The 13,487-nt window shown below is 66.4% G+C and carries 15 protein-coding genes and 1 riboswitch; of the genes, 10 read left to right on the top strand and 5 right to left on the bottom strand.

What is annotated here, in order from left to right; all coding sequences use genetic code 11:
• Positions 1-70: 70 nt before the first annotated feature.
• The 6 genes from amgK (at position 71) to B9N72_RS18830 (ending at position 4,877) form a co-directional block, all read left to right on the top strand.
• A complete protein-coding gene (gene amgK, locus B9N72_RS18855) occupies positions 71-1,111 on the top strand; it encodes an N-acetylmuramate/N-acetylglucosamine kinase AmgK (RefSeq protein WP_085277744.1) in 1,041 nt (346 codons plus the stop codon).
• Positions 1,108-1,809, top strand: coding sequence for an N-acetylmuramate alpha-1-phosphate uridylyltransferase MurU (gene murU, locus B9N72_RS18850; RefSeq protein WP_085277743.1), 702 nt, complete (start codon positions 1,108-1,110; stop codon positions 1,807-1,809). Before amgK ends, murU begins: the two co-directional genes overlap by 4 nt.
• The gene (gene ruvC, locus B9N72_RS18845) at positions 1,806-2,336 is read left to right on the top strand and encodes a crossover junction endodeoxyribonuclease RuvC (protein ID WP_085277742.1); all 531 of its coding nucleotides are present in this window, start codon (positions 1,806-1,808) and stop codon (positions 2,334-2,336) included. The genes murU and ruvC overlap by 4 nt, the downstream gene beginning before the upstream one ends.
• 240 nt (positions 2,337-2,576) lie before the next feature.
• On the top strand, positions 2,577-3,170 hold the full coding sequence (gene ruvA, locus B9N72_RS18840) for a Holliday junction branch migration protein RuvA (RefSeq protein ID WP_085277741.1): 594 nt from the start codon (positions 2,577-2,579) through the stop codon (positions 3,168-3,170).
• Positions 3,171-3,173: 3 nt separating this feature from the next.
• A complete protein-coding gene (locus tag B9N72_RS18835; RefSeq protein ID WP_085277740.1) occupies positions 3,174-3,920 on the top strand; it encodes an SDR family oxidoreductase in 747 nt (248 codons plus the stop codon).
• 177 nt (positions 3,921-4,097) lie between these two features.
• Complete coding sequence (locus B9N72_RS18830; protein ID WP_085277739.1) at positions 4,098-4,877, top strand: NYN domain-containing protein; 780 nt, start codon at positions 4,098-4,100, stop codon at positions 4,875-4,877.
• Between the two features lie 126 nt (positions 4,878-5,003).
• Here the strand turns inward: B9N72_RS18830 and ribB are convergent, their stop codons facing one another.
• Positions 5,004-5,636, bottom strand: coding sequence for a 3,4-dihydroxy-2-butanone-4-phosphate synthase (gene ribB / locus B9N72_RS18825; RefSeq protein ID WP_085277738.1), 633 nt, complete (start codon positions 5,634-5,636; stop codon positions 5,004-5,006).
• A 101-nt stretch (positions 5,637-5,737) separates the two neighbouring features.
• A riboswitch (FMN riboswitch) is annotated at positions 5,738-5,885 on the bottom strand.
• A 78-nt stretch (positions 5,886-5,963) separates the two neighbouring features.
• Here ribB and ruvB point away from each other — a divergent pair.
• The 3 genes from ruvB to B9N72_RS18810 all read left to right on the top strand — a co-directional run bounded on the left by ruvB (position 5,964) and on the right by B9N72_RS18810 (position 8,464).
• Positions 5,964-6,998 (top strand): Holliday junction branch migration DNA helicase RuvB, encoded by a 1,035-nt coding sequence (gene ruvB / locus B9N72_RS18820; RefSeq protein WP_085277737.1) that lies wholly within the window; start codon positions 5,964-5,966, stop codon positions 6,996-6,998.
• A 21-nt stretch (positions 6,999-7,019) separates the two neighbouring features.
• Positions 7,020-7,736, top strand: coding sequence for a glutamine amidotransferase (locus tag B9N72_RS18815; RefSeq protein ID WP_085277736.1), 717 nt, complete (start codon positions 7,020-7,022; stop codon positions 7,734-7,736).
• A 335-nt stretch (positions 7,737-8,071) separates the two neighbouring features.
• Entirely contained in the window at positions 8,072-8,464 is a 393-nt protein-coding gene (locus B9N72_RS18810) for a hypothetical protein (RefSeq protein WP_008955864.1), read from the top strand.
• A gap of 134 nt (positions 8,465-8,598) precedes the next feature.
• On the opposite strand, the gene proB is transcribed toward B9N72_RS18810, so the two are convergent.
• The 4 genes from proB to B9N72_RS20970 form a co-directional block, all read right to left on the bottom strand.
• Positions 8,599-9,717: a glutamate 5-kinase gene (proB, locus tag B9N72_RS18805; protein ID WP_085277735.1), complete on the bottom strand. Its 1,119-nt coding sequence runs from the start codon at positions 9,715-9,717 to the stop codon at positions 8,599-8,601.
• A gap of 87 nt (positions 9,718-9,804) precedes the next feature.
• Positions 9,805-11,331 (bottom strand): hypothetical protein, encoded by a 1,527-nt coding sequence (locus B9N72_RS18800; RefSeq protein WP_085277734.1) that lies wholly within the window; start codon positions 11,329-11,331, stop codon positions 9,805-9,807.
• Between the two features lie 68 nt (positions 11,332-11,399).
• Positions 11,400-12,749 (bottom strand): adenosylmethionine--8-amino-7-oxononanoate transaminase, encoded by a 1,350-nt coding sequence (locus B9N72_RS18795; RefSeq protein ID WP_085277733.1) that lies wholly within the window; start codon positions 12,747-12,749, stop codon positions 11,400-11,402.
• Positions 12,746-13,042: a hypothetical protein gene (locus B9N72_RS20970; RefSeq protein ID WP_143477874.1), complete on the bottom strand. Its 297-nt coding sequence runs from the start codon at positions 13,040-13,042 to the stop codon at positions 12,746-12,748. Before B9N72_RS20970 ends, B9N72_RS18795 begins: the two co-directional genes overlap by 4 nt.
• Here B9N72_RS20970 and B9N72_RS21505 point away from each other — a divergent pair.
• A complete protein-coding gene (locus tag B9N72_RS21505; RefSeq protein WP_085277761.1) occupies positions 13,041-13,481 on the top strand; it encodes a pilin in 441 nt (146 codons plus the stop codon). The genes B9N72_RS20970 and B9N72_RS21505 overlap by 2 nt on opposite strands.
• The last annotated feature ends 6 nt before the right edge of the window (positions 13,482-13,487 follow it).

Genomic DNA, 13,487 nt, shown 5'->3' with positions numbered 1-13,487 from the left:
CAAAGCCATATCTCGGGGGCAATCAGCGGTATAAAATCGCACAATTCTATCAGCACCGCAACGAACCGACATGCAACGATTGGAACTGCTCAAAGGCTGGCTCGCCGGCCTCTATCCCGACACCGAGCTGACGGTGGAGTTCGCCGCCGCCGACGCCGACTTCCGCCGCTACTTCCGCGTCACCCTGCCGGATGGCACGAGCCGCATCGTGATGGATGCGCCGCCGGACAAGATGAACACCGACGCCTACGTCCAGGTGCGCGAGCAGTTCGCCATGGTGAACGTGCCGGAAATCCTGGTGCGCGACCGCGAGCAGGGTTTCATGCTGTTGGAAGACCTGGGGCGGGTGACCTATCTCTCGGCGCTGCAGCACGACGAGCGCCCGGTGGTGCACCAGCATCTGCTGCTGGAGGCCATCGACACCCTGATCGAGCTGCAGCAGGCGAGCCGCCCCGGTGTGCTGCCGGAATACGACGAGGCGCTGCTGACGCGCGAACTCAACCTGTTCCCGGAGTGGTTTTGCGCCAAGGAGCTGGGGCAGCCGCTCAACTATGCCCAGCGTCAACTGTGGGATGCCGGCGTCAAGGCGCTGCTGCCGGCCCTGCTGGCGCAGCCCAAGGTGTTCGTGCATCGCGATTTCATCGTGCGCAACCTGATGCTGACGCCGGGCAAGCCCGGTGTGCTGGATTTCCAGGATGCGGTGTACGGTCCGATCAGCTACGACCTGGTGTCGCTGCTGCGCGACGCCTTCATCGAGTGGGATGAGGCCTTCGTGCTCGACCTAGTGGTGCGTTACTGGGAGAAAGCGCGTGCCGCCGGCCTGCCGGTGCCGGCCGACATCGACGTGTTCTGGCGCGACGTGGAGTGGATGGGGGTGCAGCGCCATCTGAAGGTGGCCGGCATCTTCGCCCGCCTGTATCACCGCGACGGCAAGGATAAGTACCGCGGCGAGATTCCGCGCTTCCTCAAGTATCTAAAGAAGACCACGCGTCGCTACCAGGAGCTCTCGCCGCTGTACCAGCTGCTGGTGCAACTGGTGGGCAAGGACGAGGACGACGACAGCGTCGGCTCGCTGTTCAGCGCCACCCGCATCGTGGCAGACGACGAATGAAGGCGATGATCCTGGCCGCCGGGCGCGGCGAACGCATGCGCCCGCTCACCGACCACACGCCCAAGCCCCTGCTGCCGGTGGGCGGCGAGCCGTTGATCGGCTGGCACATCAAGCGCCTGCGCGATGCAGGCATCACCGAGCTCGTCATCAACCATGCCTGGCTCGGCGAGCGGATCGAGGCGGCGCTGGGCGATGGCGCCGCCTATGGCGTGAGCATCGCCTACTCGCGTGAAGGTACGGCGCTGGAGACCGCCGGCGGCATCGCCACCGCCTTGCCCTTGTTAGGTGAGGCACCGTTCATCGTGGTCAACGGCGATGTGCTGACCGATATCGATTTTGCCGCTCTGGGCGACGCTGCGGCACAGCTCGATGGTCAGCAGAGGCTGGCGCACCTGCTCTTGGTGCCCAACCCGCAGCACCATCCGGGCGGCGACTTCGGCCTGCTGGCCGATGGCCGGCTGTCGGCCAGCCCGGCCGACGGCGAGGCGCTGACCTTCTCCGGCATCGCCGCTTACCATCCCGCGCTGTTCGCCGCCACACCGCCGCATCAGCCGGCCAAGCTCGCACCACTGCTGCGCGCGGCGATGGCGGAGGGCCGGGTCAGCGGCGCGCGTCATGATGGCCTGTGGCTCGACGTCGGTACCGCCGAAAGGTTGGCCGAAGCCGACGCCATCGCGCGCGGCTGGGCCGGGCGGTGAGCCGGCGCATTCTCGGCATCGACCCCGGCAGCCGCATCACCGGTTTCGGCGTCATCGACGTCATCGGCCAGCAGCGCCACTACGTCGCCTCGGGCTGCATCCGCACCCCGCAGGGCGCGCCGCTGACTGAGCGCATCAAGGTCATCGTCGACGGCCTGTTCGGCGTGGTCGACACCTACCGGCCCGGCGAGGCCGCGGTCGAGCAGGTGTTCGTCAACGTCAACCCGGCCGCCACGCTGATGCTGGGGCAGGCGCGCGGCGCGGTGCTGGCGGCGCTGGTGTTGAAACAGCTGGCGGTGGCGGAGTACACCGCGCTGCAGGTCAAGCAGTCGGTGGTCGGCCATGGCAAGGCGCCCAAGGAGCAGGTGCAGGCGATGATCGTGCGCCTGTTGAACCTGTCCGGCACGCCGCAGGCCGACGCCGCCGACGCGCTGGCGGTGGCGCTGGCGCACGCCAACCACAGCCACGCCGCGGTTGCCGCCTTCACCCGTCAAGGTCTCCGGGTCAAAGGCGGGCGACTGGCCTGAACCGCTGTACGCCTTCCCGAGCGGTAGCCGTGCGCATCGGCGAGGCGACATCCTTGTGGATGATCGTTCCCTTACCGTTGTGGCGCGGCGCTTCACCCCACTAAGAGCCGCCGGCAACGATTTTCCCCCGCGCGGAGACTCCAGGCTCCACCGCGACCGGCTCAACAAGCCGCGCCGACTGTGGCAGCATGGCGGCTTGACGCCGCTCTTCGGCCAACCTTCTCTCATTCTGGACACCCCATGATCGGACGCCTCACCGGCCAGCTCATCGAAAAACTCCCGCCGCAGATCGTGGTCGACGTCGGCGGCATCGGCTACGAAGTCGACGTGCCGATGAGCACCTTCTACCTGCTGCCCGCGCTGGGCGAGAAAACCACGCTCTATACCCACCTGGTGGTGCGCGAGGACGCCCACCTGTTGTTCGGCTTCGCCAGCAAGGGCGAGCGCGAGACCTTCCGCCAGCTGATCAAGGTCGGCGGCATCGGCGCCAAGATCGCGCTGGCCATCCTGTCCGGGTTGAGCGCCGACGAACTGGCGCTGGCGGTGGCCAGCGAAGACCTCAAACGTCTCTCCAGCGTCCCCGGCATCGGCAAGAAAACTGCCGAGCGCCTGGTGCTGGAGCTGCGCGGCAAGCTCGCCACCGGCGGCGCCGTGACCACCCCGGGCGGGCTGCCGTTCGCCGCCACGCCGGACGACAAGAGCGACATCGTCAACGCACTGCTGGCCTTGGGCTACAACGACAAGGAGGCCGCTGCCGCCACCAAGGGCCTGCCGCCCGAGGTGACGGTGAGCGACGGCGTGCGCCTGGCGCTCAAGAGCCTGATGAAAGGGTAAAGCATGGACAAGGTGCTGCTGGTGACCGGCGGCGGGCGAGGCATCGGTGCAGCCACGGCCCGGCTGGCGGCCCGCCGCGGCTACGCGGTCGCGGTGAATTACCATCGCCACGCCGACGCGGCGCAAGCCGTGGTGGATAGCATCGTGGCCGAGGGCGGCAAGGCGGTGGCGATCGCCGCCAACGTGGCCGACGAGGTGGACGTGCTGCGCTTGTTTTCCGAAACCGAGGCGAGCCTGGGGCCGCTGTCGGCGCTGGTCAACAACGCCGGCGTGCTGGAGCAGCAGATGCGGCTGGACGAAATGAGCGTGGCGCGCTGGCAGCGCATCCTGGCCACCAATGTGCTGGGGCCGCTGCTGTGCTGCCGCGAGGCGGTGAAGCGGCTGTCCACGCGCCATGGCGGGCAAGGCGGCGCCATCGTCAACGTGTCGTCCGCCGCCGCGCGGCTGGGCTCGCCCAATGAATACATCGACTACGCGGCCAGCAAGGGCGCCGTGGATACACTGACCGTGGGGCTGGCCAAGGAAGTCGCGGCCGAAGGCATCCGTGTCAACGGCGTGCGCCCCGGCTTCATCTATACCGAGATGCATGCCGACGGCGGCGAGCCGGGTCGGGTGGACCGCGTCAAAAGCGCGGTGCCGATGCTGCGCGGCGGCCAGCCGGAAGAGGTGGCCTCCGCCATTCTGTGGCTGCTGTCGGAGGAAGCCTCGTTCACCACGGGCCACCTGCTGGATGTGGCCGGCGGGCGCTGAAAGCCTGCCCTCGATCGGCTGGTCTTTATTCGCTTTGCTGCGCTTGGGCGATACTGCGTTGAATTCGATGCAGGAATGCGCATTGACTTCGTATCAACGCCGCTTCATCCGTCATGCTTGCCTTGTCTCGCGCGAACTCGCGAGATCATGAACAGGCTTTAACAACAAGGAGCCGATATGGCCAACGTCGCGGTACTGATCGACGCCGACAACGTCTCGCCGGGCTGGATCGAAGACGTGCTGGAAGAAGCCGGCAAGCTCGGCGTGCTGGCGCTCAAACGCGTCTACGGCGACTTCAGCCGTCATGACAAGGCCTGGCGCGAGTTGTGCGCGCGCTTCGCCATCCATCCCATCCAGCAGTTTCCCAACACCAAGGGCAAGAACGCGTCGGACATCACGCTGGTGATCGACGCCATGGACATGCTGCACTCGGGGCGTTATCAGAGCTTTTGCCTAGTCTCCAGCGACAGTGACTTCTCCCGCCTGGCCACTCGTCTGCGCGAGGACGGGCTGGAAGTGTGGGGCTTCGGCGAGGAAAAAACGCCCTCGGCCTTCGTCAACGCCTGCAGCAAGTTCGTCTACGTCGAAGTGCTGGGCAGGGTCGACGAGGTCAAGACGGACGAGGTGGCACTCAAGGGGGACGAGGCCGGCCGCGGCGCCGCCAAGTCGCCGCAGCCGGCCCGTGTGCTGCGCCCGCTCGACAAGAAGCTGCGTGCCCAGTTCCAGAAGGGCATCGAGAGCATGGACGACGACGAAGGCTGGGCCGATCTGGGCGGCGTGGGCAGCCTGCTGGGGCAGTGGATGCCGGACTTCGACCCGCGCAATTACGGCTTCGCCAAACTGTCGGACCTGGTGGTGAAGTCGGGCTGGTTCGAGGTGCACAAGGCCAGCAGCGGCCGGGGCGGGGTTTCCATCCGCCTCAAACCGGGTAATGGTGGCGGCAAGAAGGCGAAGTAGCCACCGCGGCGTAGGGCGGAAGCCCGGTGAAACCGGGCGTTCCGCCACCCGTGCCGCCCATCAAGCAACTACGCTGTCAAACCGTGGGATCCACGCCCAGCGGAACGCCCCTACAGGCGGCCCACCTCAGTTTGTATTGCGTTCCAGCCATGCCACCAGTTCGGCCACCGTCAGTTGCGGCAGCTGGTGTTGCGCGGCGTAGGCATCCAGTTCGGCACCGCGCATCATGCTGCCGTCCGGGTTCATCAGCTCGCACAACACGCCGGCCGGGCTGAAGCCGGCCAGCCGCGCCAGTTCCACCGCAGACTCGGTATGGCCGCGCCGTTCACGCACGCCGCCGGCGCGGGCGACCAGCGGGTAGACGTGGCCGGGGCGGGCCAGGTGCTCGGGACGCGCGGCGGGGGCGATGGCGGCGCGGATGGTGGCGACCCGGTCGGTGGCGGAGACGCCGGTGCTCACGCCTTCTGCCGCCTCGATGCTGACGGTGAAGGCGGTGCCGTAGCGGCTGCCGTTATCGGCGACCATCGGCGGCAGCTGCAGGCGGGCGGCGTGTTCCGGCGTCAGGCACAGGCAGACGATGCCGCTGCAGTCGCGGATCAGGCGCGCCATCTCTGGCACCGTCAACGCGTCGGCGGCGAGGATCAGGTCGGCTTCGTTTTCGCGGTCGTGGTCGTCGGCCACGATCACGGGTTTGCCCTGGCGCAGGGCATCGAGCGCGGCGTGGACGCGCAGGGAAAGGATGTCGGTATCGGCGTTCATGGAAACGGTCCTCAAGATGCTGGGTTGAGAAACACGCCTCCGGGCTGAAGGTTGGCGCAGGCAAATGCCCACGGCACCGCGCGTGCGCATGGCACGGCGGCGTTCATCTTCTTTCATCCGGACTGTGACCGTCGGCTCTGGCATCGCACCAGATCTGCTGACCTTTTGCCGGGGAGGCAAAAGCGCTCGCGGGCTCGGCCCTGGGGCCATACCGCCGGTGGGGAATTGCACCCCGCCCTGAAGACGTCGCTTGCGGCCAACGTTGGCCGCAAGCGGGGCACAGTATAGCAGTGGTAACATCACAGCATTGATGTTCAAGACCATGCCATGATCGAAACCGACAACCTGATCGGCGGCGCACCCGAGCGCCGACTCGTTACCCAGCAGTCGCTGTCCGCGCAGGAAGAAGCGCTGGAACGCGCGCTGCGCCCCAAGGCGCTCGACGACTACGTCGGCCAGAAGAAGGCGCGCGAGCAGCTGGAAATCTTCATCGAGGCGGCGAAGAAGCGCGGCGAGGCGCTCGACCACGTGCTGCTGTTCGGCCCGCCGGGGCTCGGCAAGACCACCTTGGCGCACATCGTGGCGCGCGAGATGGGTGTTAACCTGCGCCAGACCTCGGGCCCGGTGCTGGAGCGCGCCGGCGACCTGGCGGCGCTGCTGACCAACCTCGAACCGCACGACGTGCTGTTCATCGACGAGATCCACCGCCTCTCGCCGGTGGTGGAGGAAATCCTCTACCCGGCGCTGGAGGATTACCAGATCGACATCATGATCGGCGAAGGCCCGGCGGCGCGCTCGGTCAAGATCGACCTGCCGCCGTTCACCCTGGTCGGCGCCACCACCCGCGCCGGCATGCTCACCAACCCGCTGCGCGATCGCTTCGGCATCGTCGCGCGCCTCGAGTTCTATACCCCGGAAGAGCTGACGCGCATCGTCAGCCGCTCGGCCGGCCTGCTCAACGTGCAACTGGGCGAGGACGGCGCCTTCGAGGTGGCACGCCGCAGTCGAGGCACGCCGCGCATCGCCAACCGCCTGTTGCGCCGCGTGCGCGACTACGCCGAGGTCAAGGCCGACGGCGTGGTCACTGCCGCGGTGGCCGACGCCGCGCTGGCCATGCTCGACGTCGACCCGGCCGGACTCGACGTGATGGACCGCAAATTGCTTGCCGCCATCCTGGAGAAGTTCGCCGGCGGCCCGGTCGGGCTCGACAACGTGGCGGCGGCGATCGGCGAGAGTTCCGATACCATCGAAGACGTGATCGAACCCTACCTGATCCAGCAGGGCTACCTGCAGCGCACCCCGCGCGGCCGCATGGCGACGGCGCAGGCCTACAGTCATTTCGGTCTGCCGTTGAAGGACTGAGCCCCAGCGAGAGCAAGCGACATGAGCGAGAAACTGATCATCAAGACCGGCAGCACCCTGCCCGCGTTGGCCGAAGAGCAGGGGGATTTTGAAGACTGGATCCGCCGCGAGCTGCCCGATGCGGACGACTGGCGAGTGGTGAACGTGGTCGCCGGCGAGACGCTGCCGCCGCCGCAACACTGCGCCGCTGCCGTGATCACCGGCTCGCCGGCCATGGTCAGCGAGCGCGCGCCATGGAGCGAAGCCACCGCCGCCTGGCTGCGCGCCGCGCACGCCGCCCGCGTGCCGCTGCTAGGCATCTGCTACGGCCACCAACTGCTGGCCGACGCCCTGGGCGGCGAAGTCGGCTACCATCCGCACGGGCCGGAAGCCGGCGCGGTCGAGGTGGAACGTCTGGTGGCGGCCGAAACCGACCCGTTGCTGGGCACGCTGCCGGCGCGGTTTGCCGCCAACGTGATTCACTGGCAGACCGTGCTGCGCCTGCCGCCGGGGGCGGTGCCGCTCGCCGGCAACGCCTTCGAACCGCACCAGGCGTTCCGCCTCGGCTCGGCCTGGGGGGTGCAGTTCCACCCCGAATTCGACCAGCACGCCATGCGCCGCTACCTCGAGCTGCTGCATGACCGGCTATGCGCTGCCGGACGCGATCCGCAGGCCTTACTGGCGCAGGTGCGGCCGACACCGGAGGCAGCCGGCCTGCTGGCCCGTTTCGCGGCCAGTCTGGTTGCGGAGGCGGCCTGAGAACCTGATTCACGATCTGTCGTGAGCGGCCCTCAGCGGGGTGAAGAGCAGCGCAGAAACCGGAATGTACTGGAGTACATGAGGATTTCTGATCGCTGAGCGAATCTCTGCGTGCCCATCTTCGATGGGCCCAGCGATAGATTCGCACGCAGTGCACATGAGCCCCGATCAGGGACGCACAGCAAGATCGTGAATAGGTTCTGAGAGGGCGCCGGGTGGCGAGGGCTCCGACCTCGCCACCGCTTGGCCTTGGTATTTCACCGTGCCATCGAATCTACCGTATTGGGCGCGTACAATGCGTGCCAGTCATGACGACTGACAACAAGGGGAGTTTCATGTTCTTTGTATTGCTGGCGACAACGTTCCTGGTGGCGCTGGCCACCTCGCTGATCACCGCCAAGTTTTTCGATGGCGCGGTCAACCGCATTCTCAGCCGTATTGTCGGTGATGAAATGGCCGACGCCTGGCGCAAGTATCTGCTGTTTGCCATCGTGGTGGTCGGGGTGTCCGGCGGGGTGCGGCTGTGGGAGCTGGAAAAGTACGTCACCGCCAACCGCGAATCGGCGGCGCTGGAACTCAACGGCATGCGCTGGACGCTGGAAATCTACCGCACGCTGATTGAAACGCTGCAGTCGGTGGCGTGGATGATGCTGCTGTTCTTCCTGTGTTCGATGATCGCCTACGTCATCGTGCGCGCCATCGAACTCAAGCACGGCGCCCAGGAGTAGGGCGGAAGCCCCGGATGGGGCGTTCCGCCGAGCAACTGAGTGAGGCAAGCGTCGCGTCGCGAAGGAATGGGGGCGTTCCGCCAAACCGGTGTTCGGCATAGAGGCGGAACGCCCTGCTACGCAGGGCTTCCGCCCTACAGCGCCACCATGTTGTCGCGGTGGATCAGCTCCGGCTCCACCAGGTAACCCAGGATGCCCTCGATGGCGCGCGTCGGCTTCTGCATGATCAGCCGCGCCTCGTCCGAGCTGTAGTTCACCAGGCCGCGCGCCACTTCCACGCCGCTCTCGTCGACGCAGGCCACCGCCTCGCCGCGCAGGAAGTCGCCCTCCACCCGCAATACGCCAATCGGCAGCAGGCTGCTGCGCTTCTGCCGCACCGCCAGTGCGGCTCCACTGTCGAGCACCAGCCGGCCGGTCAGGATCAGGTGGTCGGCCAGCCATTGCTTGCGCGCCGTCATGCGGCTGGTCGGCGCCAGCAGCTGGGTGCCGATGGCTTCGCCGTCGGCGAGCCGCGACAGCACATTGAGTTCGCGGCCGCAGGCGATCACCGTGGCGGCACCGCTGCGTGCCGCACGCTTGGCGGCGAGGATCTTGGTCATCATGCCGCCGGTGCCGACGCTGCTGCCGGCGCCGCCGGCCATCGCCTCCAGCTCCGGGGTGCCGGCCACCGCCTCGTGAACGAACTCGGCGTCCGGATTCTTGCGCGGGTCGGCGGTGTAGAGGCCCTGCTGGTCGGTCAGGATCACCAGCGCATCGGCCTCGATCAGGTTGGTCACCAGCGCACCCAGCGTGTCGTTGTCGCCGAAGCGGATCTCGTCGGTCACCACCGTGTCGTTCTCGTTGATGATCGGCACCACGTTGAGATTGAGCAGCGAGGTCAGCGTGGAGCGGGCGTTGAGGTAGCGGGTACGGTCGGTCAGATCCTCGTGGGTCAGCAGCACCTGGGCGGTTTGCAGGCCGAATTCCCGGAAGGCGCTCTCGTAGGCCTGGCACAAGCCCATCTGGCCCACCGCGGCGGCGGCCTGCAGCTCGTGCACGGCCTTGGGGCGGCTGCTCCAGCCCAGGCGCTGGCAGCCTTCGGCGATGGCACCGCTGGAAACCAGCACCACCTGCTTGCCGCGCCGCTTGAGGTCGGCAATCTCGGCCGCCCAGCGCGCCAGCGCCGCCAGGTCCAGCCCTTTACCGTCGTTGGTGACCAGGCTTGACCCGACCTTGACCACCAGGCGACTGCCCGCATGAATGACCGATTGCATGAAACCCCACTCGCAACGAAGAAATCAGGTCCGCCAGTATGCCGCAACTTGCGCGCTATCCGAAAGGGCGCCGCTCGCCGGGCCGGCTCACAGATCCACGCTGCGGCGGTACTCCATGGCCTGGTAGAACGGGGTCTGCAGTTCGACGCGGGTGACACGGATGCGAGTTTCGCCGTGGCTGTCGCGCAGCACGAATTCGCGCAGTCGCGAGAACGGCCGGCCCGGCATAACCAGCAGGGCCGGGCGCCCGAGGCGCGGTTGTGCCGCCAGATGCAGCGCCGGCTGGAACACGTCGTCCTGGTAGGTGATGGTGGGCAGCACCTCGACCGCTTCCGGCGCCGGCCCGAGCAACTCCACACCGCATTCCACGTCGTTGCCGCCGAGCGGCGCCGCCGCCCAGCGTACCGCGCACAACAGGCGATTGTCCGGCTGCAACTGCGGCGCGAGCAGCAGCAGCTCGCCGGTCCGCAGCGGTTGTTCCTGCGGGTTGCCGCGCAGCAGAAAACCGAGCTGGCTCTGGTTGACGGCCTGGAACAGGGCCGGAGGAGCCGGCCGGCCCAGCACCGGTATCGGGCTATCGTCGATGGGTTCCACCGGGGCGGGTCGCAGCGTCAGCCAGATCGGCAATAACTGGGCGGTGAGGCTCAGCCATTGCTGGACTGGCTGGCGCGGCTGGCGTCGCCGCCTCGGCTGCGCCCACTCTTCGGCCAGCTTGCGTGCCACCTCCACGGTCAGCTCGGCGGGGATGGCCGCTTCGTTCGCCAACTGGCGCGCCAAGGCATCCGGCTGTTGCAGGGCGTCGATGACGTCGTTCAGATAGACCCAGAATTCGCCGCTGGCGGCCACTTGGGGTTTGAGCGGCAAGAAGTGAGGCGGGTCGTCACGCGCCGGGTCGACCTGGTAGCCGAAGCCCTGTGTCTTGGTGAGCCCGGCCAGCGCGATCAGTCCGATCCGCGGCGCCAGCCGGAAGATCAGCCCCTTGGCCGCCGCGATTTCGTTGTCGCCCAGATGCTTGCTGTCGGTCAGCCCCATCAGTAGGATCTGCCGATACACCACGGCGATGGTTTCCGCCGGGGCATGGCGGCGCTCCTGCCAGCCCGATTCCTCGGCGAGCTGGTAGAGTTGGTGGCAGTCGTGCCAGAAGTGCAGCGGCAGGTCGCTATAGCACTCCATGGCCAGTTTGACTTGCATGCGCGCGGTCAACAGGGCGAGGCAGAGCAACTCCACCTTGGGCTGTTCGCGTTCCAGCAGCGAGCGCTTTTCCAGTCGTTCCACCAAGGTGCGCTTGAAGCCGGCGAACAGCGCATCGAACAGCGCCATGCCGAGGCGCGCCGCCTGGCGCGCCTTGGACGAGCTGACCACCTCGTCGCTGACGATCTGGGTTTCCAATGCCGGAAAGAAACGATCGAGCGCCGCCAGGTAAAGCTTCAGCAGCTTGTGCCGGGTGCCGACCGCCACTTGGGTGCGACTCAGGCTTTGCAGGGCGCCCAGCAGCAAGTGCCCGCATTCGTCGAGGCGAGTGTAGGGGAGGCGATCCAGCCAGTCGGCCACGCTGTCCGGCTGCAGGTCGACCAGCTTGGGGTCCATCAGATTATCCGGTAGGCGCAATTGCATGGCCTAGCCCCATGTCAATGGTAGGGTGATCCTGCAATGCTATTGGTATCGGCCGGCCTTGGCAATCGTTACGGCAGCGGCGGCGTGGCGCGTTCCGGCCATTGCCCGGAGTGCTGCAGTTCATCCAGCGTGTCGAGCGTGGCCTGGCACAGCAGCGCCATCTCCTCCGCCTCGATCACGTAGGGTGGCATGAAGTACACCGTATTGCCGATCGGCCGCACCAGGCAGCCGCGCTGCAGCATGGCGGAGAAGAACGCCATGGCAAAGTCGCCGCGCGTCGTCTCGACCTCGAAAGCCCAGATCATGCCCTGCTGGCGGAATTGGCGTACCTGTGGATGGGCGCGTAAGGGGGCGAGCAGGGTGGAGAAGTGCGCGGCCTTTTCCCGGTTGCGCGCGAGCACGTCTTCCTGCTCGAACAGGTCCAGCACTGCCAGCGCGGCGCGGCAAGCCAGTGCGTTGCCGGTGTAGCTGTGCGAGTGCAGGAAGCCGCGAGCCACCTCGTCGTGGTAGAAGGCCTGGTAGACGCCATCGGTGGTCAGCACGCACGACAAGGGCAGGAAGCCGCCAGTGATGCCCTTGGACAGGCACAGGAAATCCGGCCGGATGCCAGCCTGCTCGCAGGCGAACAGTGTACCGGTGCGGCCGAAGCCCACCGCGATCTCGTCGGCGATCAGGTGCACCTGGTAGCGGTCGCACAGACGGCGTGCTTCCTCCAGATAAGCCGGGTGGTACATCGCCATGCCGGCGGCACCCTGCACCAGCGGCTCGACAATCAGCGCAGCGATGCTGTCGGCCTGCTTGGCCAGCACGTTCTCCAGTGCTCGTGCGGCGCGCCGTGCCACATCCTCCGCCGTCTCGCCGTCCCGGGCCTGGCGCGCATCCGGCGTCGGCACACGGGTGCCGGCCTTGAGCAGCGGAGCGTAGGTCGACGAGAACAGCGGCACGTCGGTCACTGCCAGCGCGCCGACGGTCTCGCCGTGGTAACTGTTTTCCAGGCTGAGAAAACGCATCTTGCCCGGACGGCCGCTGTTCTGCCAGTAGTGGAAGCTCATCTTCAGCGCGATTTCCGTGGCGCTGGCGCCGTCCGAACCGTAGAAGGCGTGGCCGAGGCCGGTGAGCTTGCCGAGCCGCTCCGACAGCTCGATCACCGGGCGGTGCGTGAAGCCCGCCAGCATCACGTGCTCCAGCGAGTCGAGCTGATCCTTGATCGCGGCCTTGATCGCCGGGTGGCCGTGGCCGAACAGGTTCACCCACCAGGAACTGACCGCATCCAGGTAACGCTTGCCGTCGAAATCGGTCAGCCATACCCCTTCTGCGCGGGCGATCGGCACCAGCGGCAGCGCTTCGTGGCGTTTCATCTGGGTACAGGGGTGCCACACGGCCTGTCGGCTGCGAGCCAGCCAGTCTTGGTTGCTCATCGGGAGACGCTCTGTGCAATGTTCGATGCACGCGATGCTAGCACAGCCTTGGGGGGGAGAAGTGCGAAGGCGGGGTGACGAAAAACGGCACTTTCTGTCGTGTGCCGTCCATGCTTGACGGCGGGCATGGCATTGAAGTAATCGGAATTCAAGGATTTGGCTGAGCTGGCATGCAGATTGCAAGAATGGCCCTCGAAACGGAGTGACACGGACCAGAAATCGGCCGAAGGCTCCTTCAGCGCAGTCTGGCCGATGTCGGCCTTGATATTCAACAAACTTGGGGGTTCAACCATGAACAAATCCATGCAACAGGGCTTTACCCTGATCGAACTGATGATCGTGGTCGCGATCATCGGTATTTTGGCTGCTTTGGCGATTCCGGCGTATCAGGACTACGTTGTCCGCGCCAAGGTCTCTGAAGGTCTGGAGTTGGCTTCTGCAGCAAAAACCACCGTGGCCGAGAACGCCATGAATGGAACTACCGACCTGAGCAAGGGTTATAGCTTTACTGGCCCGGTCAACAATACTCAATCCATCGCCGTTGATTCAACTTCTGGTGCGATTACTGTGACAATGACTACTAATGCCAAGGGGGTCTCTTTCAAGCTGACGCCAAAGGATGGCGCTTCCAGCGTGGTCGGGGGTACCGTGCCATCGGGGCCGCTGAGCTGGACTTGCGCTGCAACCTCGTCTGCAACCCCGTCCAAATACCTGCCGACATCCTGCCGTTAATAATGA

The sequence above is a fragment of the Pseudogulbenkiania subflava DSM 22618 genome (genome assembly GCF_900177275.1).
Taxonomy (GTDB): Bacteria; Pseudomonadota; Gammaproteobacteria; order Burkholderiales; family Chromobacteriaceae; genus Pseudogulbenkiania; species Pseudogulbenkiania subflava.
The sequence above is the reverse complement of the archived record's forward strand: the minus strand, read 5'-3'. Positions and strand labels throughout refer to the sequence as shown.